This window comes from Brevibacterium sp. UCMA 11752 (assembly GCF_021532235.1).
In the GTDB taxonomy this organism is placed as follows: domain Bacteria; phylum Actinomycetota; class Actinomycetes; order Actinomycetales; family Brevibacteriaceae; genus Brevibacterium; species Brevibacterium antiquum.
Genome location: NZ_JACBOS010000003.1, coordinates 218549 through 239148, shown reverse-complemented (window position 1 = coordinate 239148; position 20600 = coordinate 218549). Strand labels below are relative to the sequence as shown.

General features: G+C 63.3%; 17 protein-coding genes. 6 read left to right on the top strand and 11 right to left on the bottom strand.

Annotation, left to right across the window (positions count from 1 at the left end):
* Nucleotides 1-22: 22 nt before the first annotated feature.
* Together HU144_RS01130 and HU144_RS01125 are read right to left on the bottom strand one after the other, a co-directional pair.
* Nucleotides 23-1735, bottom strand: a complete 1713-nt coding sequence (locus HU144_RS01130; protein ID WP_235349750.1) for an ABC-ATPase domain-containing protein — start codon at nucleotides 1733-1735, stop codon at nucleotides 23-25.
* 128 nt (nucleotides 1736-1863) lie between these two features.
* Nucleotides 1864-2634: an amidohydrolase family protein gene (locus tag HU144_RS01125; RefSeq protein ID WP_235349749.1), complete on the bottom strand. Its 771-nt coding sequence runs from the start codon at nucleotides 2632-2634 to the stop codon at nucleotides 1864-1866.
* Between the two features lie 305 nt (nucleotides 2635-2939).
* On the opposite strand from HU144_RS01125, the gene HU144_RS01120 reads away from it, so the two are divergent.
* On the top strand, nucleotides 2940-5177 hold the full coding sequence (locus HU144_RS01120) for a TRAP transporter permease (protein ID WP_235349748.1): 2238 nt from the start codon (nucleotides 2940-2942) through the stop codon (nucleotides 5175-5177).
* A 16-nt stretch (nucleotides 5178-5193) separates the two neighbouring features.
* Entirely contained in the window at nucleotides 5194-6186 is a 993-nt protein-coding gene (locus HU144_RS01115; RefSeq protein WP_235349747.1) for a TAXI family TRAP transporter solute-binding subunit, read from the top strand.
* Nucleotides 6187-6479: 293 nt separating this feature from the next.
* On the opposite strand, the gene HU144_RS01110 is transcribed toward HU144_RS01115, so the two are convergent.
* Both HU144_RS01110 and HU144_RS01105 read right to left on the bottom strand, forming a co-directional pair.
* Nucleotides 6480-7076 (bottom strand): GNAT family N-acetyltransferase, encoded by a 597-nt coding sequence (locus HU144_RS01110; protein WP_235349746.1) that lies wholly within the window; start codon nucleotides 7074-7076, stop codon nucleotides 6480-6482.
* Nucleotides 7077-7153: 77 nt separating this feature from the next.
* Nucleotides 7154-8533, bottom strand: a complete 1380-nt coding sequence (locus HU144_RS01105) for a M18 family aminopeptidase (RefSeq protein WP_235349745.1) — start codon at nucleotides 8531-8533, stop codon at nucleotides 7154-7156.
* Nucleotides 8534-8718: 185 nt separating this feature from the next.
* Here HU144_RS01105 and HU144_RS01100 point away from each other — a divergent pair, with 185 nt between their 5' ends.
* Nucleotides 8719-10233, top strand: coding sequence for a DUF1684 domain-containing protein (locus HU144_RS01100; RefSeq protein WP_235349744.1), 1515 nt, complete (start codon nucleotides 8719-8721; stop codon nucleotides 10231-10233).
* Between the two features lie 99 nt (nucleotides 10234-10332).
* Here HU144_RS01100 and HU144_RS01095 read toward each other — a convergent pair whose 3' ends face one another.
* From HU144_RS01095 to HU144_RS01085, 3 genes are all read right to left on the bottom strand, one after another.
* A complete protein-coding gene (locus HU144_RS01095; RefSeq protein WP_235349743.1) occupies nucleotides 10333-10770 on the bottom strand; it encodes a MarR family winged helix-turn-helix transcriptional regulator in 438 nt (145 codons plus the stop codon).
* Nucleotides 10767-11660: an alpha/beta hydrolase family protein gene (locus tag HU144_RS01090; protein ID WP_235349742.1), complete on the bottom strand. Its 894-nt coding sequence runs from the start codon at nucleotides 11658-11660 to the stop codon at nucleotides 10767-10769. The genes HU144_RS01095 and HU144_RS01090 overlap by 4 nt, the downstream gene beginning before the upstream one ends.
* A gap of 364 nt (nucleotides 11661-12024) precedes the next feature.
* Entirely contained in the window at nucleotides 12025-13971 is a 1947-nt protein-coding gene (locus HU144_RS01085) for a M13 family metallopeptidase (protein WP_235349741.1), read from the bottom strand.
* A gap of 109 nt (nucleotides 13972-14080) precedes the next feature.
* Between HU144_RS01085 and HU144_RS01080 the strand changes: the two genes are divergently transcribed.
* The 3 genes from HU144_RS01080 (at nucleotide 14081) to HU144_RS01070 (ending at nucleotide 16435) form a co-directional block, all read left to right on the top strand.
* Nucleotides 14081-14593 (top strand): low molecular weight protein-tyrosine-phosphatase, encoded by a 513-nt coding sequence (locus tag HU144_RS01080; protein ID WP_092104284.1) that lies wholly within the window; start codon nucleotides 14081-14083, stop codon nucleotides 14591-14593.
* Nucleotides 14594-14626: 33 nt separating this feature from the next.
* Nucleotides 14627-15277 (top strand): copper resistance CopC family protein, encoded by a 651-nt coding sequence (locus HU144_RS01075; protein WP_204234373.1) that lies wholly within the window; start codon nucleotides 14627-14629, stop codon nucleotides 15275-15277.
* 174 nt (nucleotides 15278-15451) lie between these two features.
* A complete protein-coding gene (locus HU144_RS01070; RefSeq protein WP_235349740.1) occupies nucleotides 15452-16435 on the top strand; it encodes an LLM class flavin-dependent oxidoreductase in 984 nt (327 codons plus the stop codon).
* A gap of 59 nt (nucleotides 16436-16494) precedes the next feature.
* On the opposite strand, the gene HU144_RS01065 is transcribed toward HU144_RS01070, so the two are convergent.
* Genes HU144_RS01065 through HU144_RS01050 form a run of 4 tightly spaced genes read right to left on the bottom strand, consistent with a single transcriptional unit; the run spans nucleotide 16495 to nucleotide 20464 of the window.
* Nucleotides 16495-17703, bottom strand: a complete 1209-nt coding sequence (locus tag HU144_RS01065) for an NAD(P)/FAD-dependent oxidoreductase (protein ID WP_235349739.1) — start codon at nucleotides 17701-17703, stop codon at nucleotides 16495-16497.
* Nucleotides 17700-17894, bottom strand: a complete 195-nt coding sequence (locus tag HU144_RS01060; RefSeq protein ID WP_092104273.1) for a ferredoxin — start codon at nucleotides 17892-17894, stop codon at nucleotides 17700-17702. Before HU144_RS01060 ends, HU144_RS01065 begins: the two co-directional genes overlap by 4 nt.
* 59 nt (nucleotides 17895-17953) lie before the next feature.
* Complete coding sequence (locus tag HU144_RS01055; protein WP_197679680.1) at nucleotides 17954-19174, bottom strand: cytochrome P450; 1221 nt, start codon at nucleotides 19172-19174, stop codon at nucleotides 17954-17956.
* A gap of 48 nt (nucleotides 19175-19222) precedes the next feature.
* Nucleotides 19223-20464, bottom strand: coding sequence for an NAD(P)-binding domain-containing protein (locus HU144_RS01050; RefSeq protein WP_092104271.1), 1242 nt, complete (start codon nucleotides 20462-20464; stop codon nucleotides 19223-19225).
* Nucleotides 20465-20600 lie beyond the last annotated feature (136 nt).

The window sequence follows — 20600 nt, the reverse complement described above, 5'->3', positions numbered from 1 at the left end:
GAGTCGACTCCGGGGAGTCGGCTCAGTCCACCAGACGCAGCCCTCGGAAGCGGTTGAGAGCTGCCGCGATCTCCTGTGCACGAGGGCGGGCGACATGCCCCGGATGATCGCGGTTGCCGGTCAGGCCGTCGACTCCCTGTGCGTCGAGCATGTCCTCGACCTCGGCCAGAGCCTCGGTGAGTGAGATCTGGTCATCGAAGATCTCGGCCATATACTCAAGCGCCTCGGCGATGCCCGTCGTCTGCTGCGGGTCGACGAGCTGGGACACCGCGGTCAGATCGATGAAGGCCTTGCCGAACTGAACCTGGCCGAGCCCTTTCGCCTTCGCCGACTTCGTCTTCGAGCTGGGGTGCAGCGCCTTCGCCGTGGGGATCCGGGGTCGAGGCGTGGCGAACGCCTCTCCTGTGTCATCGGCTGATGTCACCCCCACGAGTTCATGCGCCTTCTCGGTGACCTCCTGGGGTACGTACGCATCGAGGGCGATGACATGATCAGCCACCTCGAAGAATGCGCTCGATCCACCGGCGACCAGCACTGTGGAGACGCCTCGGTGGGAGAACAGCGGACGGATGCGATCGACGAAAGGGGTGATGGGTTCGCGGTCGGCTGGGATGAGAGCGCGCATCCGATCGTCGCGGATCATGAAGTTCGTCGCCGAGGTGTCCTCGTCGATGAGCAGCGAACGAGAACCGACTTCCACAGCTTCCACGAGGTTGGCCGCCTGCGATGTGGACCCGCTCGCGTTCGTCGTGGTGAAGGCTCTCGTGTCAGTGCCGGATGGCAGATTGTTGATGAAGGGCGAGATGTCGTCGCCGGTCACGGCGCGACCGTCCTCGGCCCGGATGGAGGTGGCACTGGGTTCCGTGATGACCCATTCCCGGCCGTCGCCTGCAATATGCGGGTAGACGCCGCGCTCGAGAGCACGCAGAATCGTCGACTTGCCGTGATAGCCGCCGCCGACGATGACCGTGACACCACGCGGGATAGCCATGCCGGTGAGCCTGCGCCCGCTCGAGAGCGTGACGGTGTGCTCGAGTGAACTCGGGCTGGTGAAGGCCACAGCGTTCGAATCCATGGGCATGTCAGAATCCCCGGATCTCCTCGGCAGGATCGCGCCATTGCCGATGAACGCGAGAAGACCTTCCTCGCCGAGGTGATTCTGCAGTTCCAGCTGATCCCGGTGGAGCTGGACATGCTCACGCAGGTTCCCACCGGAGCGGTCGTCGGGGCCGTCGCCGGAATCGGCGCCTGGCAGATTGGAGTGGACGAACATCGCCTGAGCGAGCTCGGGGACATCGCGGGTGAGGATGTCCGCGGCCAGGTGACCCAGGATGCGTCTGCCGCGTGCTGGAAGGTTGACGAGCAGTCGTGCCTCGAAGCCCTCGTCGTCGATGATGACGTTGGTGCGCTCGAGCACTTCCTGGCCCTGTCGGCCGAGGACGACGGCGTTGCGGTTTTTACTGCGTTGGAATGAATTGCCGACGCGGAAGAGGAAGTCAGCGGCTGCGATGCGATCTGCGCGTTCGGTGGTGATGTCAGTGGGGAACCCCGCCTCGGCGCGGTTGATTCTGATCCGGACCTTCGACGGCGAGGCGAAAGGGTCGACCTGGACCCGGTCGATGAACACGGTGACCGGCCCGAACTCGTAGCTGCCCCGGATCTGCTTGTAATTTCCGTAGCTGCGACCGTCGAGGCTGTGCAGGGTGGATGCGAGATTCAATCGTGGGGAGTTCATCCGTGGAATGCTACTTGATCGAGGTCAACACAGGCCAAGACGAGCCCCGTGCTTCGCCAGGACTTGGCCCAGTGCTCCGCGAACAGGCTCTCGATGGCCTCGCGATCAGGCTCTCCGCGGCTTCGCCATCAGTCGCGCGTGCGTCCCAGATAGAACTCTGCGGCATTGTCCCAGCACGCCGCGGTGAGTTCTTCAGGCGAGAGGGTGTCACGGATGATGTCGAAATCTGTGTTCTCGAACGGTCGAGGAGCCCGGGTCGACGGCAGATCCGTGCCCACCATGAGCGCCGAGGGGTCAACGTCGACGATCGCTCGCATCGTGGTGGCAGGGTCGAGTTCGACTCGTCCGAAGCCTGTCGCCTTCACCTTGACGCCACGTTCGACTAGCTTCAGCAGGGCGGGCAGGCCGTCGCTGTGCATGCCGAAATGGTCAATGCTCACGGCGGGCAAACCGGCGATGCGGTCACTGAGATCCTCATCGATGCTGCGGGCATCGATGTAGAGCTCCGAGTGCCAGCCGGCGAGGTCATGGACCCGACGAGCCATATGTTCCATATCGTCCAAGACTGCGGAGCCTCCTCGGGCGACATTGAAGCGCAGTGCCTTGATTCCGTCGCGGTCGAGCTCCAGGATGCGATCATCGGACGTGTCGACGGGAAGTTGAGTGACGCCGACGAAGTCGGGGCCAAGAGTGCTCAAAGCATCGACAAGGTAGCACTGGTCGAACCCTTGGAATGACCCGGCGACCACTGCTCCGCCGGCAATGCCCAGACCGCTGATGCGCATCAGATAGTCCTCGACAGTGAAGGGGTCCGGCAGGTAGCCGTTGTTCTCGACGAGAGGATGCTTGGGGTCGATGATGTGCAGGTGTGAGTCGAAGACCGGGGTCGGAGAATTCATGGCCCCAATCTACCCCGTATTCGGCAAGGCACATTTCATCTCAAAGGGTGGCGCCGTGGTTGGCGAATGCGGAACTTGAACCGTCGTGTGTTGAGGGTCACCTGTGGCGAGGTGGGGCACTGCCGTGAGAACGTTGTCCCAGTCCCACCTATCGGCACTGCGAGTAACGATCTCGACAATATGACCGCTGGTCGGGACGCGGGAGATGAAGGTGAGCGGACGCTCGGTATATTGTGAGGTGGTTCACAACAACACCTGAGCAACATAGCTTGAGCAATATGACCCGAGCATCCGAAAGGACAATGATGTCCGCACGTCCTTCCGAGGCGCCTCCTGCGAACCCGATACCGCAGACGAACGTCGACGAACTGATTGCGCAGTACGATGAGGAGCTGCCTCAGCGCACCCTGACACGCAGGCTCGACCTCGGCGTGGGGATCGTGTGTTTCGTCGTGTCACTGTACGTTCTCAAACAGGTGTTCTTCCCGCTGACTCAAGGCAATCAGTACTACCTCATGTGGTTCCTGGCGTTCGTCCTGCCACTGGTCTTCATCTGCTATCGGCCAGGTTTCGGCCGCAAAAGCGATGTCGCCGACCAGGCCCTGGACGTCGCCGAGGCTGTCGACAGCGATGTCGCTGCCGGCAGCGATGTCGGCGCTGGCAGCGGTGCGGCTGCTGACTCCACCGCGAAACCACGCAGGAAGACAAAGCGCCGGTCGAACGACAATCCGTCGATCATCGACTGGGTGCTCGTCGTTCTCACCTTCCTCACCTGTGCCTACCCGGTGCTGCCCTTCTTCTCCGGCGGCTTCAACGAGTTCCTCAACCGGCAGGGCTCACTGACCACACTCGACGTCATCATGGGCGGCGTTCTGCTCCTCCTCGTCCTTGAGGCGACGCGCAGAACCACCGGTCTGATCCTGCCGATCTTCTGCATCGTCTTCTTCCTCTACAGCTACTACGGCGCCTACATTCCGGTCAGCTGGCCCGGATCCCACGCCGGCCAGAACTTCGACCAGATCGTCAACGCCCTCTACAACGATGCATCCGGCTTCTACGGCATCCCCCTCGACGTCGCAGCCACCTACATCGTCCTCTTCACGATCTACGGAGCGGTCCTCGACAAGACCGGAGCAGCAAGCTTCTTCATCGACCTCAGCTTCTCACTATTCAAGAAGTCGAAGGCCGCACCGGGACGCACCGTCGCACTCTCCGGCTTCCTCCTGGGCACGGTCTCCGGCTCCGGCACCGCCACTGCAGTCTCACTCGGTGCCGTGACCTGGCCCGTGCTGAAGAAGGCCGGATACCCGAAGGAAAATGCAGGCGGAATGCTCGCAGCCTCAGGCATCGGTGCGATCCTCTCACCTCCGACCCTGGGCGCGGCGGCCTTCATCATTGCGGAGCTGCTCAACGTCTCCTATGGACTCGTCCTGTTGTGGGCCGTGGTCCCGACCCTTCTGTACTACTTGGGCATCTTCCTCGCCATCGAAATCGACTCCCGCAAGATCGAGGTCGACTACACGCCGCCTCCGGGCCTGCGCGCGTGGCCCATCCTGAAGAGGGGCTTCTACCACTTCATCTCGTTGAGCATCATCGTCGTCTTCCTCTCCATGGGCATGGCACCCTTCAAGGCCGTCGTCTACGCCACCCTGGTGGGCATCGGCTTCGGGATCATCGAAATCGTCATCTCCCGCCTCGGCGAACCGAAGACGATTCTCCTCGCGATCTGGGACGTCTTCTACGGGGCACTGTCCTCGGGCATCCGCTCGGTCCTGCCGGTGACCAGCGTCTGCGCGGCCGCAGGCATCATCGTCTCGACGATCACGAAGACCGGCCTCGGCCAGGTCATCTCCGACATCCTCATCAAGGGCGCGCAGGCATTGTCGACAGACCCGACCGCGGTCCTCATCTTCACCTGCATCTTCGCCGCCGTGGCCGTGACCATCCTCGGCCTGGCGGTGCCCGTGACGGCCTCGTTCATCATCAGCTGGGTCATCGTAGGCCCGGCACTGATCTCACTCGGTGTCCCAGAGGCAGCCGCTGCGATGTTCATCTTCTACTACGCCGTCCTGTCCGAGGTCTCACCCCCGACGGCTCTGGCGGCCGTCGCGTCCTCGGCGATCACCGGCGGCCGGGTCATCGCAACGATGTGGCAGGCATGCAAGTATGCAATACCTGCGTTCCTGGTCCCGCTGGCCTTCACCTTCACGCCCGAAGGTGCCAGCCTCGTGGCCCAGGGCGGCTTCGTCGGCGCGGTATGGACCGGGCTCGTCTCCGCATTCGCCGTGGCTGCACTCGCCGCCGGCGCCGGTGGCTGGATCATCCGCCGTGCGGGCTGGCCGGAGCGCATCCTGTGCTTCATCGCAGCAGGAGCCCTGCTCTACCTCCAGCCGATGTCGATGATGATCGGGTTCTCTGCCCTCATCCTCGCCGTCATCGTTCACCTGCTGCTGCGTCGCAAACCGACGACCACCTCGGCGACTACCAGCGATATCGGATCCACCGAAACACACTCGACCGGATCTCCGGTCGAGTCCAACTGAGAAAGGGACGAAGTCCATGAAGCGAACAAGGATGTTCACAATCACGGCGACAGCCGTTGCCGCGGTGCTGGCGTTGAGCTCATGCGGCGGTAAGCAGGAAGCCAAACCGGCAGGTGAGGGCGGCGGCGACTGCACCGCGGCGTCCGGGCAGATCACTGTCGCCACCGGAAACTCGACGGGTGTGTACTACGTCCTCGGCGGCGGTCTGGCGCAGATCATCTCCGACAACTCCGATCTGAAGGCCACCGCGGCCGAGACCGGTGCCTCCGTGCAGAACCTGCAGCAGCTGTCATCCGGGGACTACGACATTGCGTTCTCACTCGCCGACACAGCAGCCGATGCGGTCAACGGTGACGCAGACTTCAAGCAGCCGGAGGACATCTCGGCACTGACGCGCATCTACTCGAACTTCACTCACGTGATCGTGCGCAAGGACGCAGACATCAAATCCGTCAAGGACTTCAAGGGCAAGACGATCTCCACCGGCTCGCCGAAGTCCGGCACCGAGGTCATCGCCAACCGCCTCATCGAAACGGCAGGGCTCCAAAAGGACGACGTGACAACTCAGCGCCTCGACCTGACCAAGACCGTTGACGGAATGAAAGACGGCACGATCGACGGCATGGTGTGGTCCGGCGGATTGCCGACAGCCGGCGTCACCGACCTCTTCACCTCCAATGGCAAGTACGTCGAATTCCTCGACATCTCCAAGCTCGAGGACCCGATGAAGGAGATCAACCCGGTCTACGAAGTCGACGAGATCCCCGCTGATACGTACAAAGGTGTGAAGGCCGTCAAGACCATCGCCACTCCCAACGTCCTCATGGTCCGCAACGACATGGACGAAGGCACCGCGTGCGCTCTGACGAAGCTGATCTATGACAAGAAGGCCGAGCTGGAGAAGGTCCACGCAGCGGCTAAGGACATCAAGCTCGAAAACGCCGAGACACCTGACCCGATCAAACTCCACCCGGGCTCGAAGAAGGCCTTGGAAGAGCTGAACAAGTAGACAGGTGCGCCGGAAGCTTCCGGCGGCTGGCTGACGGCTGGTTGTCTGAGGCGGGTTGGAATCAAGCCGCGTGGGCTCAGAGTCCTGCGGTCAGTAACCGTGAGCGGCCAGCAACCGCTCGCGGGGGTGTGCTTCGAGTGAGCTCTACACGCTAAGTCAGGCTGAGTTGGTTGCAACCAACTCAGCCTGACTTAACCTGTGGAGGTTCGTCCCCACATCCCGGCGCCGCCCACATCCCGGCGCCGCCTCAGCTTGATGTCCCCGAAGGCTTGACCTCCACCGAGGTGCTGCACCTAAAGATTCAGCGAGGCCCATTCCTCGGCGAGCATCGCGTAGGTGCAGCCGTCGAGCCAACCGTGGTCGGCGTGCCACGAGTCGCGGACTCCGTACTGTTCGAGCCGCATGCCCGACTTCTCAAGAACGCGTCGGGAGGCATGGTTGTCGGCGAAGCAGCCCGCAGTCACTCGTCGCAGATGGACTTCGTCGAAAGCCAGACCAAGCATCACCCCTGCGATCTGACTGGCGAACCCGCGTCCGCGGCGGCGAGGATCGACCAGATCGTCGATGTCTGCCTCTCGGTTGCTGTAGGCCTCGGGATCCCCATGGCTCTGGCCCATGCCGTCGACGATCCACAGCGATCCTGAGGCGACCACCTCATCACCGAGCCACGCGATGACAACATGCTGCAAAGGATTGGTGAGGCTGCTCAACCATTCCTTCTTCAATGACTCGGGGTTGATGCGCGTCTGGATCAGCCACTCCGTCACCTCTGGATCGTTGCGCCAGCGCAGTACGGCGTCGACGCCCTCAGGATCAGGCAGAGACAGCGTGAGAGAGCCCGCGCTGCGCGGCCATTCTCCCGGCGACACCGGCAGCTCATGCGGCAACATCAGTCCAGGTTACTCCTCGCGGAAACTCCCTGGACTGCCCCGCAAGAACGACTCAGCTCACCCCCGCGGCTCCGCGCTCACCCCTGAAGGAACGCCTTCGCAGCCGCACCCAGCGCCACGACATCCTCGATGGCGACCATTTCGCGGGCCGAGTGCATCGAATACAGTGCCGGGCCCACATCGACGGTGGTCATGCCCAGGCGGGTTGCGGTCAGCGGGCCGATCGTCGACCCGCAGGGCATCGCGTTGTTCGATACGAAGTTCTGGTACTCGACACCGGCCGCCGTACATGCCTGCGACCAGGCGGCGGTGCCCACCGCATCCGTGGCATAGCGCTGTTGGGCGTTGAGCTTCAGCAGCGGACCGCCGCCGAGGCGGGGGCGGACATGAGGGTCGTGGCGTTCCGGATAGTTCGGGTGGGCCGCATGCCCCGCGTCGGAGGACACGCAGATCGACGAGGCCAGCGCAGCCAAGTAGTCACTGCGCGTCGACCCGGGGAACAGGGAGGCGATGATGCGCTCGGTGACGTCGGCGAGGAAGGGCCCGCAGGCACCGGAGCGTGAACTCGACCCGATCTCCTCGTGGTCGAACCCGGCGAAGAGTGCAACGGAATCCAACGACGCAGCATCAACGTCGACCAACGCGGAGACTCCGGCGTGGACAGACAACAGGTTGTCCAACCTCGGCGCGGCGAAGAACTCCTCCTGGGCACCGAAGAGCCCGGGGGACTGAACGGGGATCGTGTAGACGTCGTGTCCCACGACCTGCTCCGGATCCACCTTCGCGGAGGCGGCGAGGATCTCGATGACATCGGCTTCAGCCAGACCAGCCAGGCCGATGATGGGGGTGGTGTGACGCTGCTTGTCCAGCGTCAGACCGTCATTGACCTGGCGGTCGAGGTGGATGGCCAGCTGTGGGATGCGCGCGATGGGCGGGGTCTGCGCGAGGACGACGGAACCGTCGGCGAGGCTGAGCTGCCCAGCCAGCGCGAGCTCCCTGTCGAGCCACGAGTTGAGCAGCGGCCCGCCGTAGATCTCGACGCCGATCTGGCGAGTTCCCTCGGTGGTGAACTCCTCGCCCGGCTTGAGTTTGAAGGCTGGGGAGTCCGTGTGAGAACCGAACACGCGAAAGCCGGGAACCGTGCCGGGCAGTCCACCCGAGTTGCTGAAAAGTTCACTCGAATCGCTGGACGCTTCATCCGCGCCAGCCTCGGAGGCGCCGACTTTGCCTGCCGGAGTCCGCCATGCGATGATCGCACCGTCACGAATGACATAGTGGCTCTGACCTGGCTCGAGAGACCATTTCTCGCGCTCATCGAGTTCGAGGAAACCTGCGGCCTCAAATCGTGCAGCCGCCGTCGCGGTGGCATGATAGGAACTGGGAGAAGAACTGATGAAGTCTGCCAGATCGGCTGCGACCTGGGTTTTCGTACGTGGTCTCACGGGCGATGCACTCATTTTCACAGCCTATCGTTTGCGGTAGCTTTGGCCACAAGGGCATTGGTTTTCGAGGTCGCGTCGACACGGCAGCGGGTGAGGGGGCTGGTGCCTTAGGAGCCATCGACCGCTCGGGCTGCGCCGACCATCACCCGAGAACCCGTGAACCAGCGCCAAGAAGCAATGCAATGCAAGGAGTGTTCGAAGTGAACCAGTTCGTGACCGAATGGAACACCTGGCGGGATTCGAGGAACTCGGCACTTGCGACTCCCTTCGGCTGGCTGAGTGTGTCCGGTCTGCACTGGCTCGAAGACGCGGCGACCTGGCCCGACGCTCCTGGCACCTTCACCGTCGACGATGACGGTTGGGTCAGTGTAGCCCTTGAGCCTGGGATCAAAGCCGGTCCCGCTGCCGCGACCTTCGACCTGATGAGCAAGTCCGCCGAGGCGGGCCCGAGCACCAATGCTGCGTCTCCTTCCAGTTCGGCTTCGGTGCCGAGCGACACCACGATTCTGCCGAAGATCCCCGAGATCGCAGGGCCCGAGGTACGGGTCGAAGAGAACGGATTCAGCGCGAAGCTGCCTACCGGTGGATCCCTCCAATGGTTCACCGTCGGCAATGTGCTCTACGAACTCATCGACCGTGCCGGACGGATCGGAATCCGTGTGCGCGACTCCAAGTCGCCGCTGCTGGGCAAGTTCTTCGAAGTTCCCGTCTTCGACCCGAACCCCAGCTTCGTGTTCCTCGCCAAGTTCACTCCGTTCGAGAAGCCTGAAGTGCACGAGATCAACACGGCGCAGGACGACCTGAACGTGCTGACTCCGGCAGTCGGCACCGTCTCCTTCACCAGTGAGGCAGGCGAGGTGACGCTCTTGGCCACAGGCAACCCCGCCAGCGGACTGCAACTCGACTTCCACGACTCCACGAATGGAGTGTCCACACCCGCGTGGAGGACCCTCGACCTGGGTGTCCCGAACCATGACGGCTCACTGGTCGTTGACTTCAACCGGGCCGTCAACTACCCGTTCGCGTTCACTGCATTCGCCACCTGCCCGGCACCGATCGAGGGCAACGTCGTTCCCTTCGAGGTCACAGCGGGGGAGCGCACCCCGCCGTTCTACTTCTCGGAAGCCGGCATCAACGTGCCGTTCCTGTTCTACGTCTGGTGGGACGAAGAGAGCGCGAAGGTGACCCGGCCGTGGTACGCCCGCTTCGGACTCGACACCACGCTGCTCAACCCGAACCACGAACACAGCGCTCAGTCACTGGTCGGCTTCGACGGCGTCGCCATGTCAGGAGGCGATGTCGCGCCGCTGACGCGCAAGGCGAGATCACGCCTGGTCAAGGTCGCGACCGAGGCCCTGACCTCTCGCATCCCCGTGATCGGCATCGGCGCGTATGCCGAGTTCGTCATCCGAGCCCAGCGCGAACTGCGCGAATCCGAGGGGTACGTCGACGGCATCGAGGAAGAGTACGCGGGTACCGACGGAAAGCTGCTCATCGTGATGAACAATGAGCTGACGCCGCAGAACGCCGGATTCGACGTTGCGCACACAGATGCGAGCGGACTCATCTACCTCGAGATGTCCTATGACATCCCGCTGGAGTCGGACTTCGACGAGATCGAAGAGTTCGAGGCGGCCATGGAGTCGAACACCCCGATCGCCAGCTGGGAAGAGTTCGACTACCGCATGGTCTGTCTCATCCGCCAGCACCGCTGAGGAACCTTGAGGGCGCCGTTACCGCTGAGCAGCGCTGATGGCGCCGTCGCCGCTGAGGAGCGCTGAAGGCGCCGTTACTGGGCGGTGTTGAAGGCGCCGTTACCGCTGAGCGGTGTTGATGACGTCGGCGGCGTGACTCAGCCAGCGAGCGACTATGGCCAGTTCCTGCTCATCGAATCCCTCGGTCAAAGCCGCGTTGAGGTTGCCGAGCGCAGTCGTCGTCTCGCCGGCAACGTGGTTGCCCTGCTGAGTCAGCGTGACCCGTGTGATGCGCTGATCCGATTCATCCGGGGCGCGGACGACGAGTCCGCCAGCTTCCATTCTCGCCAACAGCCCACTGGCACCGGCGGGGGAAGCCCGCAGCGCTGCCGAGAGTTCGCTCATTGTCGCCGCCGGGTTCTGGCGCAGATACAGCAGAACCCCGCCCTTCGCGGCCGTCATGCCGTTCGACCTGCCACGAGTTTCGATCCATCGTCGGACGGAGCGTTCGGCATTGCTGAGGAGGAAGATCAGGCGAGGCGTGCGGGCGCGGCTCATGGGATCAACTCCAGTCGCTGTCGCAGCCACGCGCTCACCTCGGGCCAGAGAGCGTCCCGATTCGTTCGCCGGAAGAATCCCATGTGACCGATCGCCGAGGCGCCCACGGAACCTGGGTCGATGGTGCGTCGTTCCACCTCGGCGCTGGTCAATTGATCGGCAATGGCATCGATCTGCTCGGGTGTCGCCCAGAGGTCATCACTGAATCCGATCGCCAGGACAGGCGTCGTCACCCGCGCCGCTCGAGCCTCGGCGCCCATTGTAGGGTCGTCGAAGAAGTAGCGGGGCAGTCTCGACCATCTGCTCCATTCCAGCATCGACGCGCCGGACATATCTTCACCCAGGCCCAAGCGGCGGCCCGGCACATACCCGAGGAGCCGAGCCGTGAGGGGGCCGAGCACGCGCAGCACAAGGCCGACTCGCAGCTTCTCCGAGAGCTTCGGAATGGCGGCGGTGACACCGGCGTGAGACGCGACGGTCACGAACCCCCGCAGCCCGGATGAGCCGTAATCCAGTGACAGGGCATGGCCGCCGATGCTGTGCCCGACCGCAAGCTGCGGCACATCCGGAAACCGCTCGCTGGCCCACTGCGCGACTGCCGGAACATCGAGGGCCATCCAGTCGCGCATTCGGATGCCCCGGTTCTCACTCGGCGCACCTGAGTTGCCGGTCCCTCGGTAGTCGTAGGTGATGACGGCGAAGCCATCGCCGGCCAGGAACTCAGCGAATCCCCTGTAGAGACGCTCGGGGACAGCAGTGGCCGGGTGGAGCACGACGACTGCTGCAATGCCCTCGGAGTTCCCCGGCTCGATCACGTGTCCATGGATCGGGCCGGACGATGTGGGGATGCGTACACTCACTGCTTCGATCTCGTTGATATTACTTCGCATGCGAAGTAACCTACCTCACATGCCGATGGTGCGAAACACCATGGCTCATCTTTCTGGAGGAGACTGACCAAATGGCTGCGTTCGGCCGGCGACACCCCTCAGCAGCATTCACCCTAAAACTCCCCGACGTCACTAATTTCGCCCGGCGCCGCGCGTCATTAGTGACGTCGGGGCGGTTTAGCGGTCGCGGTTACTGATGCCAGCACAAACAGGCGGCGGCTCGGACACTGCGAAGTGTCCGAGCCGCCGCCTGTTAACTGCCAAAGGTCAGGGTCGCTGACCGCCAGGCACACTGCTCACCAGCCTCGGAACCCTGCTCACCAGCCTCGGAACCCTGCTCACCAGCCCAGCCCCGGAATACTGCTCACCAGATGGTGACGCGCTCCTCAGGGGGCAGGTACATGCCGTCCGACTCGCCCACGCCGTAGGTGTCGTGGAAGGCGGTCATGTTCTTCACGACCTGGTTGCAGCGGAATTCCTCCGGAGCATGTGGGTCGATGCTCAGCCGTCGCACGCGCTCCTCGGTGCGCATCTTCGCCCGCCAGGCCTTGGCCCAGGCTTCGAAGAACGTCGCGGCCTCATCGGAAGACGGCGCCCGACCCAGCTCCAGCTCAAGTGCCTTCCAACCGATGGACAGTCCGCCCAGGTCGCCGATGTTCTCGCCCACGGTCAGTGCGCCGTTGACGTGCTGCGAGGGGTCCAGGCCGGCCGGAACCAGGGCCTCGTACTGGGCGATCAGCGCATTGGTGCGCTCCTCGAAACGCTCCCGATCCTCGGCCGTCCACCAGTCGACGAGGTTGCCGTCGCCGTCATAGCGCGAACCCTGGTCATCGAAGCCGTGGCCGATCTCGTGGCCGATGACCGCGCCGATGGCCCCGAAGTTCGCTGCGACATCACCGGCGGCGTCGAAGAACGGCGGCTGCAGGATCGCGGCCGGGAAGACGATCTCGTTCATCACCGGATGGAAGTAGGCGTTGACGGTCTGCGGTGTCATCAGCCATTCGGTGCGGTCGATCTCCTTGCCGATGCGCTTGATCTGACGCACGTGCTCGGCACGGGCGCAGCGGCGGACATTGCCGACCAGGTCAGAGGAGTCGATCGCGGCCGGGTACTCGCGCCACACCTCGGGGTAGCCGACCTTCGGCGTGAACTTCGAGAGCTTGACCAGAGCCTTCTTCTTCGTCTCCTCGCTCATCCAGTCGAGTTCGTTGATCGACTTGTCATAGGCCTTGATGAGCATCGCTACGAGGTGGTCGATGGCGTCCTTGGCCTCGGGCGGGAACTCTTGGGCTACGTAGAGTTTGCCCACTGCCTCGCCGAGGAGGCCCTGCACCAGTCCGACACCGCGCTTCCAGCGCTCCCGCAGAGCAGGGGTTCCTGAGAGGGTGCGGGCGTTGAAGTCGAAGTTCTCCTCGACGATCTCATCGGTCAGCAGCGAGGCGTTGGCGGAGAGGACGGAGAATCGCAGCCAGGTTTTGATCGTCTCGATGTCAGTCTGCGCCCACACCTCGGCCATGCCGGTGACGAAGGAGGGCTGGCCGATGACCAGGTAGGTCAGCTCACCGTCGACGTCGGCGGCCAGGGAGGCGAACCAGGAGTCGAAGTCGAATCCGGGACCCAGTTCGCGCAGCTCATCGAGGGTGAGCTTGTTGTAGGTCTTCTCGGCGTCACGGCAGGCGACCCGGTCCCAGTGGTGGCGGGCCAAGGCGGTTTCGAACGCCATCACCTTGGCGGCCACCTCGGTGTCGGAGATGTTGCTCTTGGCACCGATCCCGCCGAGGGCGGACATCTTCTTCACGTGATCGACGAACTTCACACGCACCTCGGCGTGGTCGTCGTTGAAGTAGTAGTCCTCGTCGGGCAGGGAGATCCCGGCCTGGTCGAGGTAGAGGGCGTAGATGTCGGAGTCCTTCGCATCGGCGGTGACGTAGCCGCCGAGGACCCCGCCGATGCCTTCGACCTCAAGTCGGCCGAGGAGGTTGGCCAGTTCGGACTTGTCCTCGGCCGCGTCGATGGCGGCGAAGGAGGAATCGAGGGGAGTGACGCCGAGGGAGTTGATCTGGTCGAGATCCATGAACGAGGAAAACACGTCGGCGACCTTCTGGCCTTCGCTGCCCGGCTCCTGCGGGGCATCAGAGACGGCGGTGATGATGTCGCGGACCTTGGTCTCTGCGGTGTCGAAGAGTTCGCGCATCGCGCCGTCGCCGGCACGGTCGTCGGGGATGGTGAACGAGTCGATCCATTCGCCGTTGATGTGGCGGAACAGATCGTCCTGAGGGCGCGCCGAAGCGTTCGATGTTTCAGAAGTCATGGTGCAACAGTATCGTGATCAGTAGGGACAATGGTCAGGATTTTCCGGTGCGCATGCGCTGGTGGCCCACCGCAGCTGTGGGTATCGGATCGACGAGGAGGAACGCGCAATGGTGGCATCCGTGGTGTTCGTGTGCACGGGCAATATCTGTCGTTCGGTCACGGCCGAACGCGTGCTCCAGAACCACCTGGAACGCAGCGGCGCCGAGGCGGTCGTGGACTCCGCCGGCATCAGCGATGAAGAGGCCGGCAACCCCATCGACCCCACTCAGGCGCGGGTGCTGAAGACCGCCGGCTACCGCACCGAGGATCACGTGGCGCGTCAGATCACCTCCGAATGGTTGGCCGAACGTGACGTGGCTATCGCGATGACCCGCAGGCATCATCGTGCCCTGCAGAACCTCATCGCAGACCTCCCCGCCGAGGTGCGCCCGCAGCTGCGTATGCTGCGCGAATTCGATCCTCGGGTGGCTGCGGAGAAGGCAGTCGATGCTCCCGCACCGGATGTTCCCGACCCGTGGGCGGGGCAATTGAAGAATTTCGAAGAAACTCTTGAGACAATTGAAGTGTCCGTGCCGGGAATCACAGACTATCTGCACTCTTTGGCCGAGCAGACTCGGTGATACTGAAGGTAATTGTTGAAGGAGAAAACTGACATGACTCGAACCACGTGGTCCGCCCTCAAGCTCGGCTTCGCTGCCCTGCTGGTGGCTACTTTGAGTGTTTTTGCTTTTGCCCCGGCCAGTGCTCACGACCAGCTCGTATCCTCGAACCCCGAGGATGGAACGACGGTCGACCAGCAGCCTGAATGGATCGAGATGACCTTCTCCGGTGAAGTCCAGGAGGTCGGCTCCGAGGTCAAGGTTGTCATCGACGGCAAGAACGTCTCCGCAGGTGAACTCGCTGTCGACGGCAAGAAGCTCACCGTTGCACTGCCCGACAACCTCAAGCCCGGCGACTACACGGTCACCTGGCGCGTGGTGTCATCGGACGGTCACCCGATCTCCGGTGACTTCGACTTCACAATCGCTGACGCCGAAGGTGCCGGCGGCTCGGTCGAAGAGTCCTCACAGGCCGGACTCGGCGGCGGCGTCGTCGACGAACCGGGCAAGGACACCGAAGAGCGCGGCGAGATCGGCGAATCGACCGGAAGTGATTCCGGCATGTCGACACCGATGATCGTTCTGCTCGGAGTCGGCGGCCTGGCGATCATCGTCATCGTCGTCCTCCTCATGCGGCGCAAGGCCCAGGGCCTGCCCGGCACCACCAATGATGATGATTCGGGAGACGGCCCGAAGAACGAGTGATGCTGATCCGACGCTGACATGAGAGATCAGCTCTGAACTGATGGTGAGGCCCCGAGCGCATATGTGCTCGGGGCCTCACCGCGTCTGAGCACGTTTGCGGAATAGAACCTCGGCGCGCGGCTGTTGTCCTCAACGACTGATCTCTGACACCCTCGACCGAAGGATCCCGCCACCGTGTCCGTTCCACTGAATATTCTCGACCTCGTTCCCATCCGTGACGGATCCACCGCCAGCGAAGCCATCGACACCTCAATGCAGGCCGCGCGCCTGGCAGATGAACTCGGCTATAGCCGTCTGTGGTTCGCTGAGCATCACAACACCATGGGACTGGCCGCGAGTGCGACGGCCCTGCTGATCTCACAGGCGGCATCGGTGACCGAGAAGATCCGTGTGGGTTCAGGCGGAGTGATGCTGCCCAACCATGCTCCGCTCATGGTTGCCGAGCAGTACGGCACTTTGGCCAACATCCATGGCGATCGCATCGATCTGGGGCTGGGCCGCGCGCCGGGCACTGACGGAATGACAGCGCAGGCGCTCAGCCGTTCCTCGGCCGAACCGCAGTCCTTTGCCCAGAACATCTATGACATGCAGGGCTGGTTCAGCTCCGAGGGCAAGGCTCATACGATGCCGATCGAATCCGCTGTCTCGGCCAACACCGACGTCCCCATCTGGGTGCTGGGCTCGACGACGAACGGCGCCGCGATCGCCGGGCAGCTTGGATTGCCGTTCTCGCTGGCCTCACACTTCGCTCCTGACCAGATCGATGCCGCGATCCGCGTCTACCGCGAATCCTTCACCACCGAGGCACCCACCGCGCAGATCGACAAGCCCTACGTCATGGCCGGGATCAACGTCATGGTGGCCGAGACAGACGCCGCCGCCCAGCGCGAGTTCACGTCGGTCAAGCAGATGTTCGCCGACATCGGCCGCGGCCGGCGCCGTCGGCTGCAGCCACCGGTCGACCCGAGTGAGCTGGCCGGCGGCGGTGACAACCCGATGCTTCAGATCAGCGCCGTGGGCTCACCCGAGACTGCGACCCGTCAGATGTCGGAGTTCGTCGAGCGCACCGGGGCAGATGAGCTCATCACCGTCACCTACGCCTACGACCCTGCAGTGGCGGAGCGTTCACTGAAGCTGCTCGCCGACGCCTGGTTCTGAGCGCGGGTTCTCAGCACCCTAGCGAAAACTCAGCTCAGTTCACCTCAGCTCAGTTCGCCTCAGCTCAGCGAGAGGGCGGGCTTGAGCCGGTCCAGCTCGGTCCACGGCGTCTGCTCCGCAACGTGCGGACGCAGGGTTCTCAGCGGTCTCATCATATTGACGCCCAGTGCTGCGCAGATTCGTCCTTGCCGGCCATAGACGGCTGTGAACCTGCCATCTGCGACGTCCCCTTCGATGACCTCAAACGAATCCGCTCCTGCAGTGAGGCCGTGAATCTGGATCTTCAGATCGTATTGATCGGACCAGACGTATGGCACGGAAGGGGGCAGAGCAGGCTGATCGAGAATTGCGCGAGCGACGTTCATCCCGTGCTCCGTGGCATTCGTCCGGTGCTCGAGCCGCACATGCCGATCAGCCTCGGGCCTCCACCAGGCAGCAACGTCCCCGGCAGCCCACACGCCGGGCACCACTCCACCGTGCTCGTCGCACGCGATGCCGTCGCTGATCGGAATGCCGCTGGTCTCAAGCCACTCGACATTCGGGTGGGAACCGACCGACATCAGAATCTTCTCAGCAGGCAGGTGTCTTCCGTCGTCAAGGGTGATCCCGCTGGCTGTGCCCTCCGGAGAGACCGTGACACCCTGAGCGCGACCCTGCTCCAGGTGCACGCCATTGCTTCGGTGTCGGTCCGCGAGCAGCCCCGCGACGTCCTCGCCCAGTGCCGCGGCAAGCGGAATCACCGTGGAACTGAGCAGAGTGACGCGTGTTCCCAGACTGCTCGCAACGGCGGCCGTTTCGGCTCCGAGGAAGCCACCGCCGACTATCAAGAGTTCAGAGCGGTCGTCCAAACCATCGCGCAGACTCAATGCGTCGTTGACAGTGCGCAGCACGTGTGCGCCGTCGACCTGATCGCTGAGTGGCAGTCGTCGAGAGCGGACGCCGGTGCAGACCACCAGCTCGTCGTAGCTGACAGCCGAACCGTCATCGAGGAACACACGTCGTGCCTGCACATCCAGGCTTGAAGCCCGGCGGCCGAGCAGCCATGTTGCCGCCAACTCTGCCAATGCTTCGGCGGAGCGGAGGTGCAGTCGTTCCGGCTCCCATTCTCCTGTGAGGAACCGCTTCGACAGCGGTGGCCGATCATAGGGAGTCGTCTCTTCGTCGCCGACCATGGTGACCGACCCGGTGAAGCCACAGCGTCTCAGATTCTCCAGCACGCTGATCCCGGCTGCTCCGGTGCCGACGATGACGACGTGGCGCTCGGTCATTCCTCGACCACGATTGCCGCGGCCGGGCAGAGCGCCGCCGCATTTCGGGTGTTCTCGTACTCGGACTCCGGAGGCTCCTCCTGGAGCAGGACCACGATGCCGTCGTCGTCTCGCTGGTCGAAGACCTCTGGGGCTGCCAGCACGCACTGGCCGGCCGCGCAGCACCTGTCTTCATCGATGGTTATTCTCATTGTGTATTCCTTTCGGTCGAGCCGCAGTGCACCTCGGCAGTTCGGTTGTGTGGGGTGATTCAGAAGGTCACGGGCAGTTCCCGGACCCCGTAGTTCGTCCCGAAGGCATCCATGGGGACGTCACTGGGGTCGACGGCCAAGTGGAGGTCGGGGAAACGTTCGATGAGTTTGGGCAGCACCGTCTTGAGCTCTGCGCGCGCGACGTTCTGACCCAGGCACTGGTGAACGCCGTAGCCGAAGGCCAGATGGCGCGTGGTCTTGCGGTCGAAGTCCGGTACGTCCGGATCGGTGAAGACCCGAGGATCACGATTGGCAATCGGCATAGCGACGACGACCAGGTCACCCTGTTTGATCTGTGCCTCTCCGATTTCGACATCTTCGAGGGCCACACGTCCGAGCCCGAACTGAACGATGGTCAGGTACCGGAGAAGCTCCTCGATGGCCGGACCGATCTTCTCCGGGTTCTCGCGCAGCTCCTCCCATTTGCCCGGATGCGTCAGCAGGGTCATGATCGACAGACCCATCATGGCAGCGGTCGTGTCGTGGCCGGCGAAGAGCAGAAGAGCACAGATGCCCGTGAGGTCCTTGTCGGTGAGGATGGTCTCGCCCGATGCGGCGATGCGGATGAGTTCGCTGATCAGTCCGTCCGACTCCGGCTGGCTTCTCTTGGTCTCGATGAGCTTTGAAATGTAGCCCATCAGCCACTGAGCTCCCGCGTCTCGCTCTTCGCGGGATCTGCCCATATCCATCATTGCCTCTGTCGCGCCGTGGAACCCGTCACGGTCTTCGTACGGCACACCCAGGATCTCGCAGATCACCAGGCACGGAATCGGCAGGCAGAGCGCCTCGATGAGGTCGACCGGCCCAGATGTCGACGCAATCGCGTCGAGGTGTTCGTCGACGATCCGATCGATGTACGGTTGAAGATTCTTCGCCACAGCCTTAGGCGTGAATTTCCCTGTCAGCAGCTTGCGGTAAGCGCCGTGATCCGGTTCATCCATCATCACGAACAGCGGAGGCAGGCCGCTCTCATCGGTGCCGGCGCTCTCTCCTGCTTCTCCTTCAGGATTATCGTGTCGCGGGCGGTGGGAGCTCATACGGGGGTCGGAGAAGACCTGGCTCCCCTCATCGAACCGGGTCACCAGCCAGCCTTCGGAGCCGTTGGGGAACCGCACCCAGTGGACAGGCCGTTCCTCTTGGAGTGCCTGGTACTCCGGTGGTGGATCCAGCGGCGACTCGGCATCGCGCACAGTGGGCATGGGGGTAGTTGTCTCAGTCATGTGATGTCCTCTTTCCTTCGGTGGTTGGTGTCTTCTCGGGTCGGGTTCTCAGTGAGCCTGGTCTCGGTTGCTGTGTTCGGCGAGGGCGGCGGCGACACCGCGGTGCACGCTCGATGCGCGCCCCCAGCCGACGTAATAGGCGAGTTGGAGCACAGCCTCATTGAGCTGTTCGCCGGACAGTTCCTGGTTGGCCAGGGCACCGCGGACCTGAATTCGGATGAGATCGGCGTCGCCCAAGGCTGCCGTGGCTCCCAGAACGAGGAGGCGGCGGTCGCGGATGGAGAGCTCGGGGCGGCTCCAGACGTCTCCGAAGAGATGCTCGGCGGTCTCCTTCTCGAAAGGCGTGCCGGTGTTCGGCATGGCCTGGCTGAATCCTGAGCCATAGACCGCATCCATCATCTGGTGGGCATCATCCTGGCTGCCATTCTCGGCGGACGCTTTCGGGTCATCCAGCCCAAGGGTGTCCGTCGCCTTGTCCTGCGCCACGTCAACCAGCGGCATCTGCAGGCCCGAGGATGCCGCCAGCTCTTTGGCAGCGGCGAGGTCCTTGGCCATCAGCGGACGAATCTGCTCACCGACAGCGGCAGCGGCACTGGTCTGCTGTTGACGCAGCAGCATCAGTGCAGTGGTGCCGTCCGGGTCGGCGGTCTCGATGACGTCGATGAGAGTCTGCGGGCTGACCCCGGCGGATGCGGCGAGTGAGGCAGCTTCGCTGACAGTGCGCCAGCTGCCGTAGGTGATGACGTTCCGTGCCAGTTTGGTAGCCATCCCTGCACCCAACGGGCCACAGTGCACCACTGCCTTGGCGAAGCCCTCGAGAGCTGGGCGGGCGTGTTCGACGGATTCCTCATCGCCGCCGACCATAGCGACCATTCCGTTCTCGGCGGCCTTGTCACCTGGCGTCACTCCGCAGTCCAACAAAGTCACGTCGTATTCGGTGCAGAGCTCGGACAATCTGGTTACAGTTTCCAGGCTGACCGTGCTCAGCAGGACGACGATGAGACCGGAGTGTGAACCGGACAGCAGGCCGTCCTTGCCGTTGAGCACGTCCAAGGCCTGATCGGCGTTCACGACGGAGACGAACACGATGTCGCTAGCTGTCGCCACAACCGCAGGAGAGGCAGCCAGTTCAGGGGTTCCGGGCAGGTCGGCTGCCTCTGGTCTGATGTCGTAGACGAGAGGAAGGTAGCCGCTGCGGGAGAGGCTGGTGGCGACTCCTCCTCCGATCATTCCGAGCCCGATCACGCCCGTTCGAAGGGCGGGGAGGTCATTGCGAGGCGCTCTGTTCATACACGTTCCTTCGGGTACGCGGCTCTCGCAGTCTGCTGCGATGGTTCGTTCGGAGAGCCGTTGTCGACAGTCGTGAACCTATAACCTAACTAAGTTCAGTTAAACTGTAGACCCACCCGCTGGCGACAGCAAAACT

Bases quoted from the DNA above. Each gene is read 5' to 3' on its own strand.
- HU144_RS01085 (WP_235349741.1), bottom strand. From the start codon at position 13,971: ATGACTTCTGAAACATCGAACGCTTCGGCGCGCCCTCAGGACGATCTG.
- HU144_RS01080 (WP_092104284.1), top strand. From the start codon at position 14,081: ATGGTGGCATCCGTGGTGTTCGTGTGCACGGGCAATATCTGTCGTTCG.
- HU144_RS01050 (WP_092104271.1), bottom strand. From the start codon at position 20,464: ATGAACAGAGCGCCTCGCAATGACCTCCCCGCCCTTCGAACGGGCGTG.
- HU144_RS01075 (WP_204234373.1), top strand. From the start codon at position 14,627: ATGACTCGAACCACGTGGTCCGCCCTCAAGCTCGGCTTCGCTGCCCTG.
- HU144_RS01125 (WP_235349749.1), bottom strand. From the start codon at position 2,634: ATGAATTCTCCGACCCCGGTCTTCGACTCACACCTGCACATCATCGAC.
- HU144_RS01095 (WP_235349743.1), bottom strand. From the start codon at position 10,770: ATGAGCCGCGCCCGCACGCCTCGCCTGATCTTCCTCCTCAGCAATGCC.
- HU144_RS01110 (WP_235349746.1), bottom strand. From the start codon at position 7,076: ATGTTGCCGCATGAGCTGCCGGTGTCGCCGGGAGAATGGCCGCGCAGC.
- HU144_RS01055 (WP_197679680.1), bottom strand. From the start codon at position 19,174: ATGACTGAGACAACTACCCCCATGCCCACTGTGCGCGATGCCGAGTCG.
- HU144_RS01090 (WP_235349742.1), bottom strand. From the start codon at position 11,660: ATGCGAAGTAATATCAACGAGATCGAAGCAGTGAGTGTACGCATCCCC.
- HU144_RS01130 (WP_235349750.1), bottom strand. From the start codon at position 1,735: ATGAACTCCCCACGATTGAATCTCGCATCCACCCTGCACAGCCTCGAC.
- HU144_RS01115 (WP_235349747.1), top strand. From the start codon at position 5,194: ATGAAGCGAACAAGGATGTTCACAATCACGGCGACAGCCGTTGCCGCG.
- HU144_RS01065 (WP_235349739.1), bottom strand. From the start codon at position 17,703: ATGACCGAGCGCCACGTCGTCATCGTCGGCACCGGAGCAGCCGGGATC.
- HU144_RS01105 (WP_235349745.1), bottom strand. From the start codon at position 8,533: ATGAGTGCATCGCCCGTGAGACCACGTACGAAAACCCAGGTCGCAGCC.
- HU144_RS01120 (WP_235349748.1), top strand. From the start codon at position 2,940: ATGTCCGCACGTCCTTCCGAGGCGCCTCCTGCGAACCCGATACCGCAG.
- HU144_RS01060 (WP_092104273.1), bottom strand. From the start codon at position 17,894: ATGAGAATAACCATCGATGAAGACAGGTGCTGCGCGGCCGGCCAGTGC.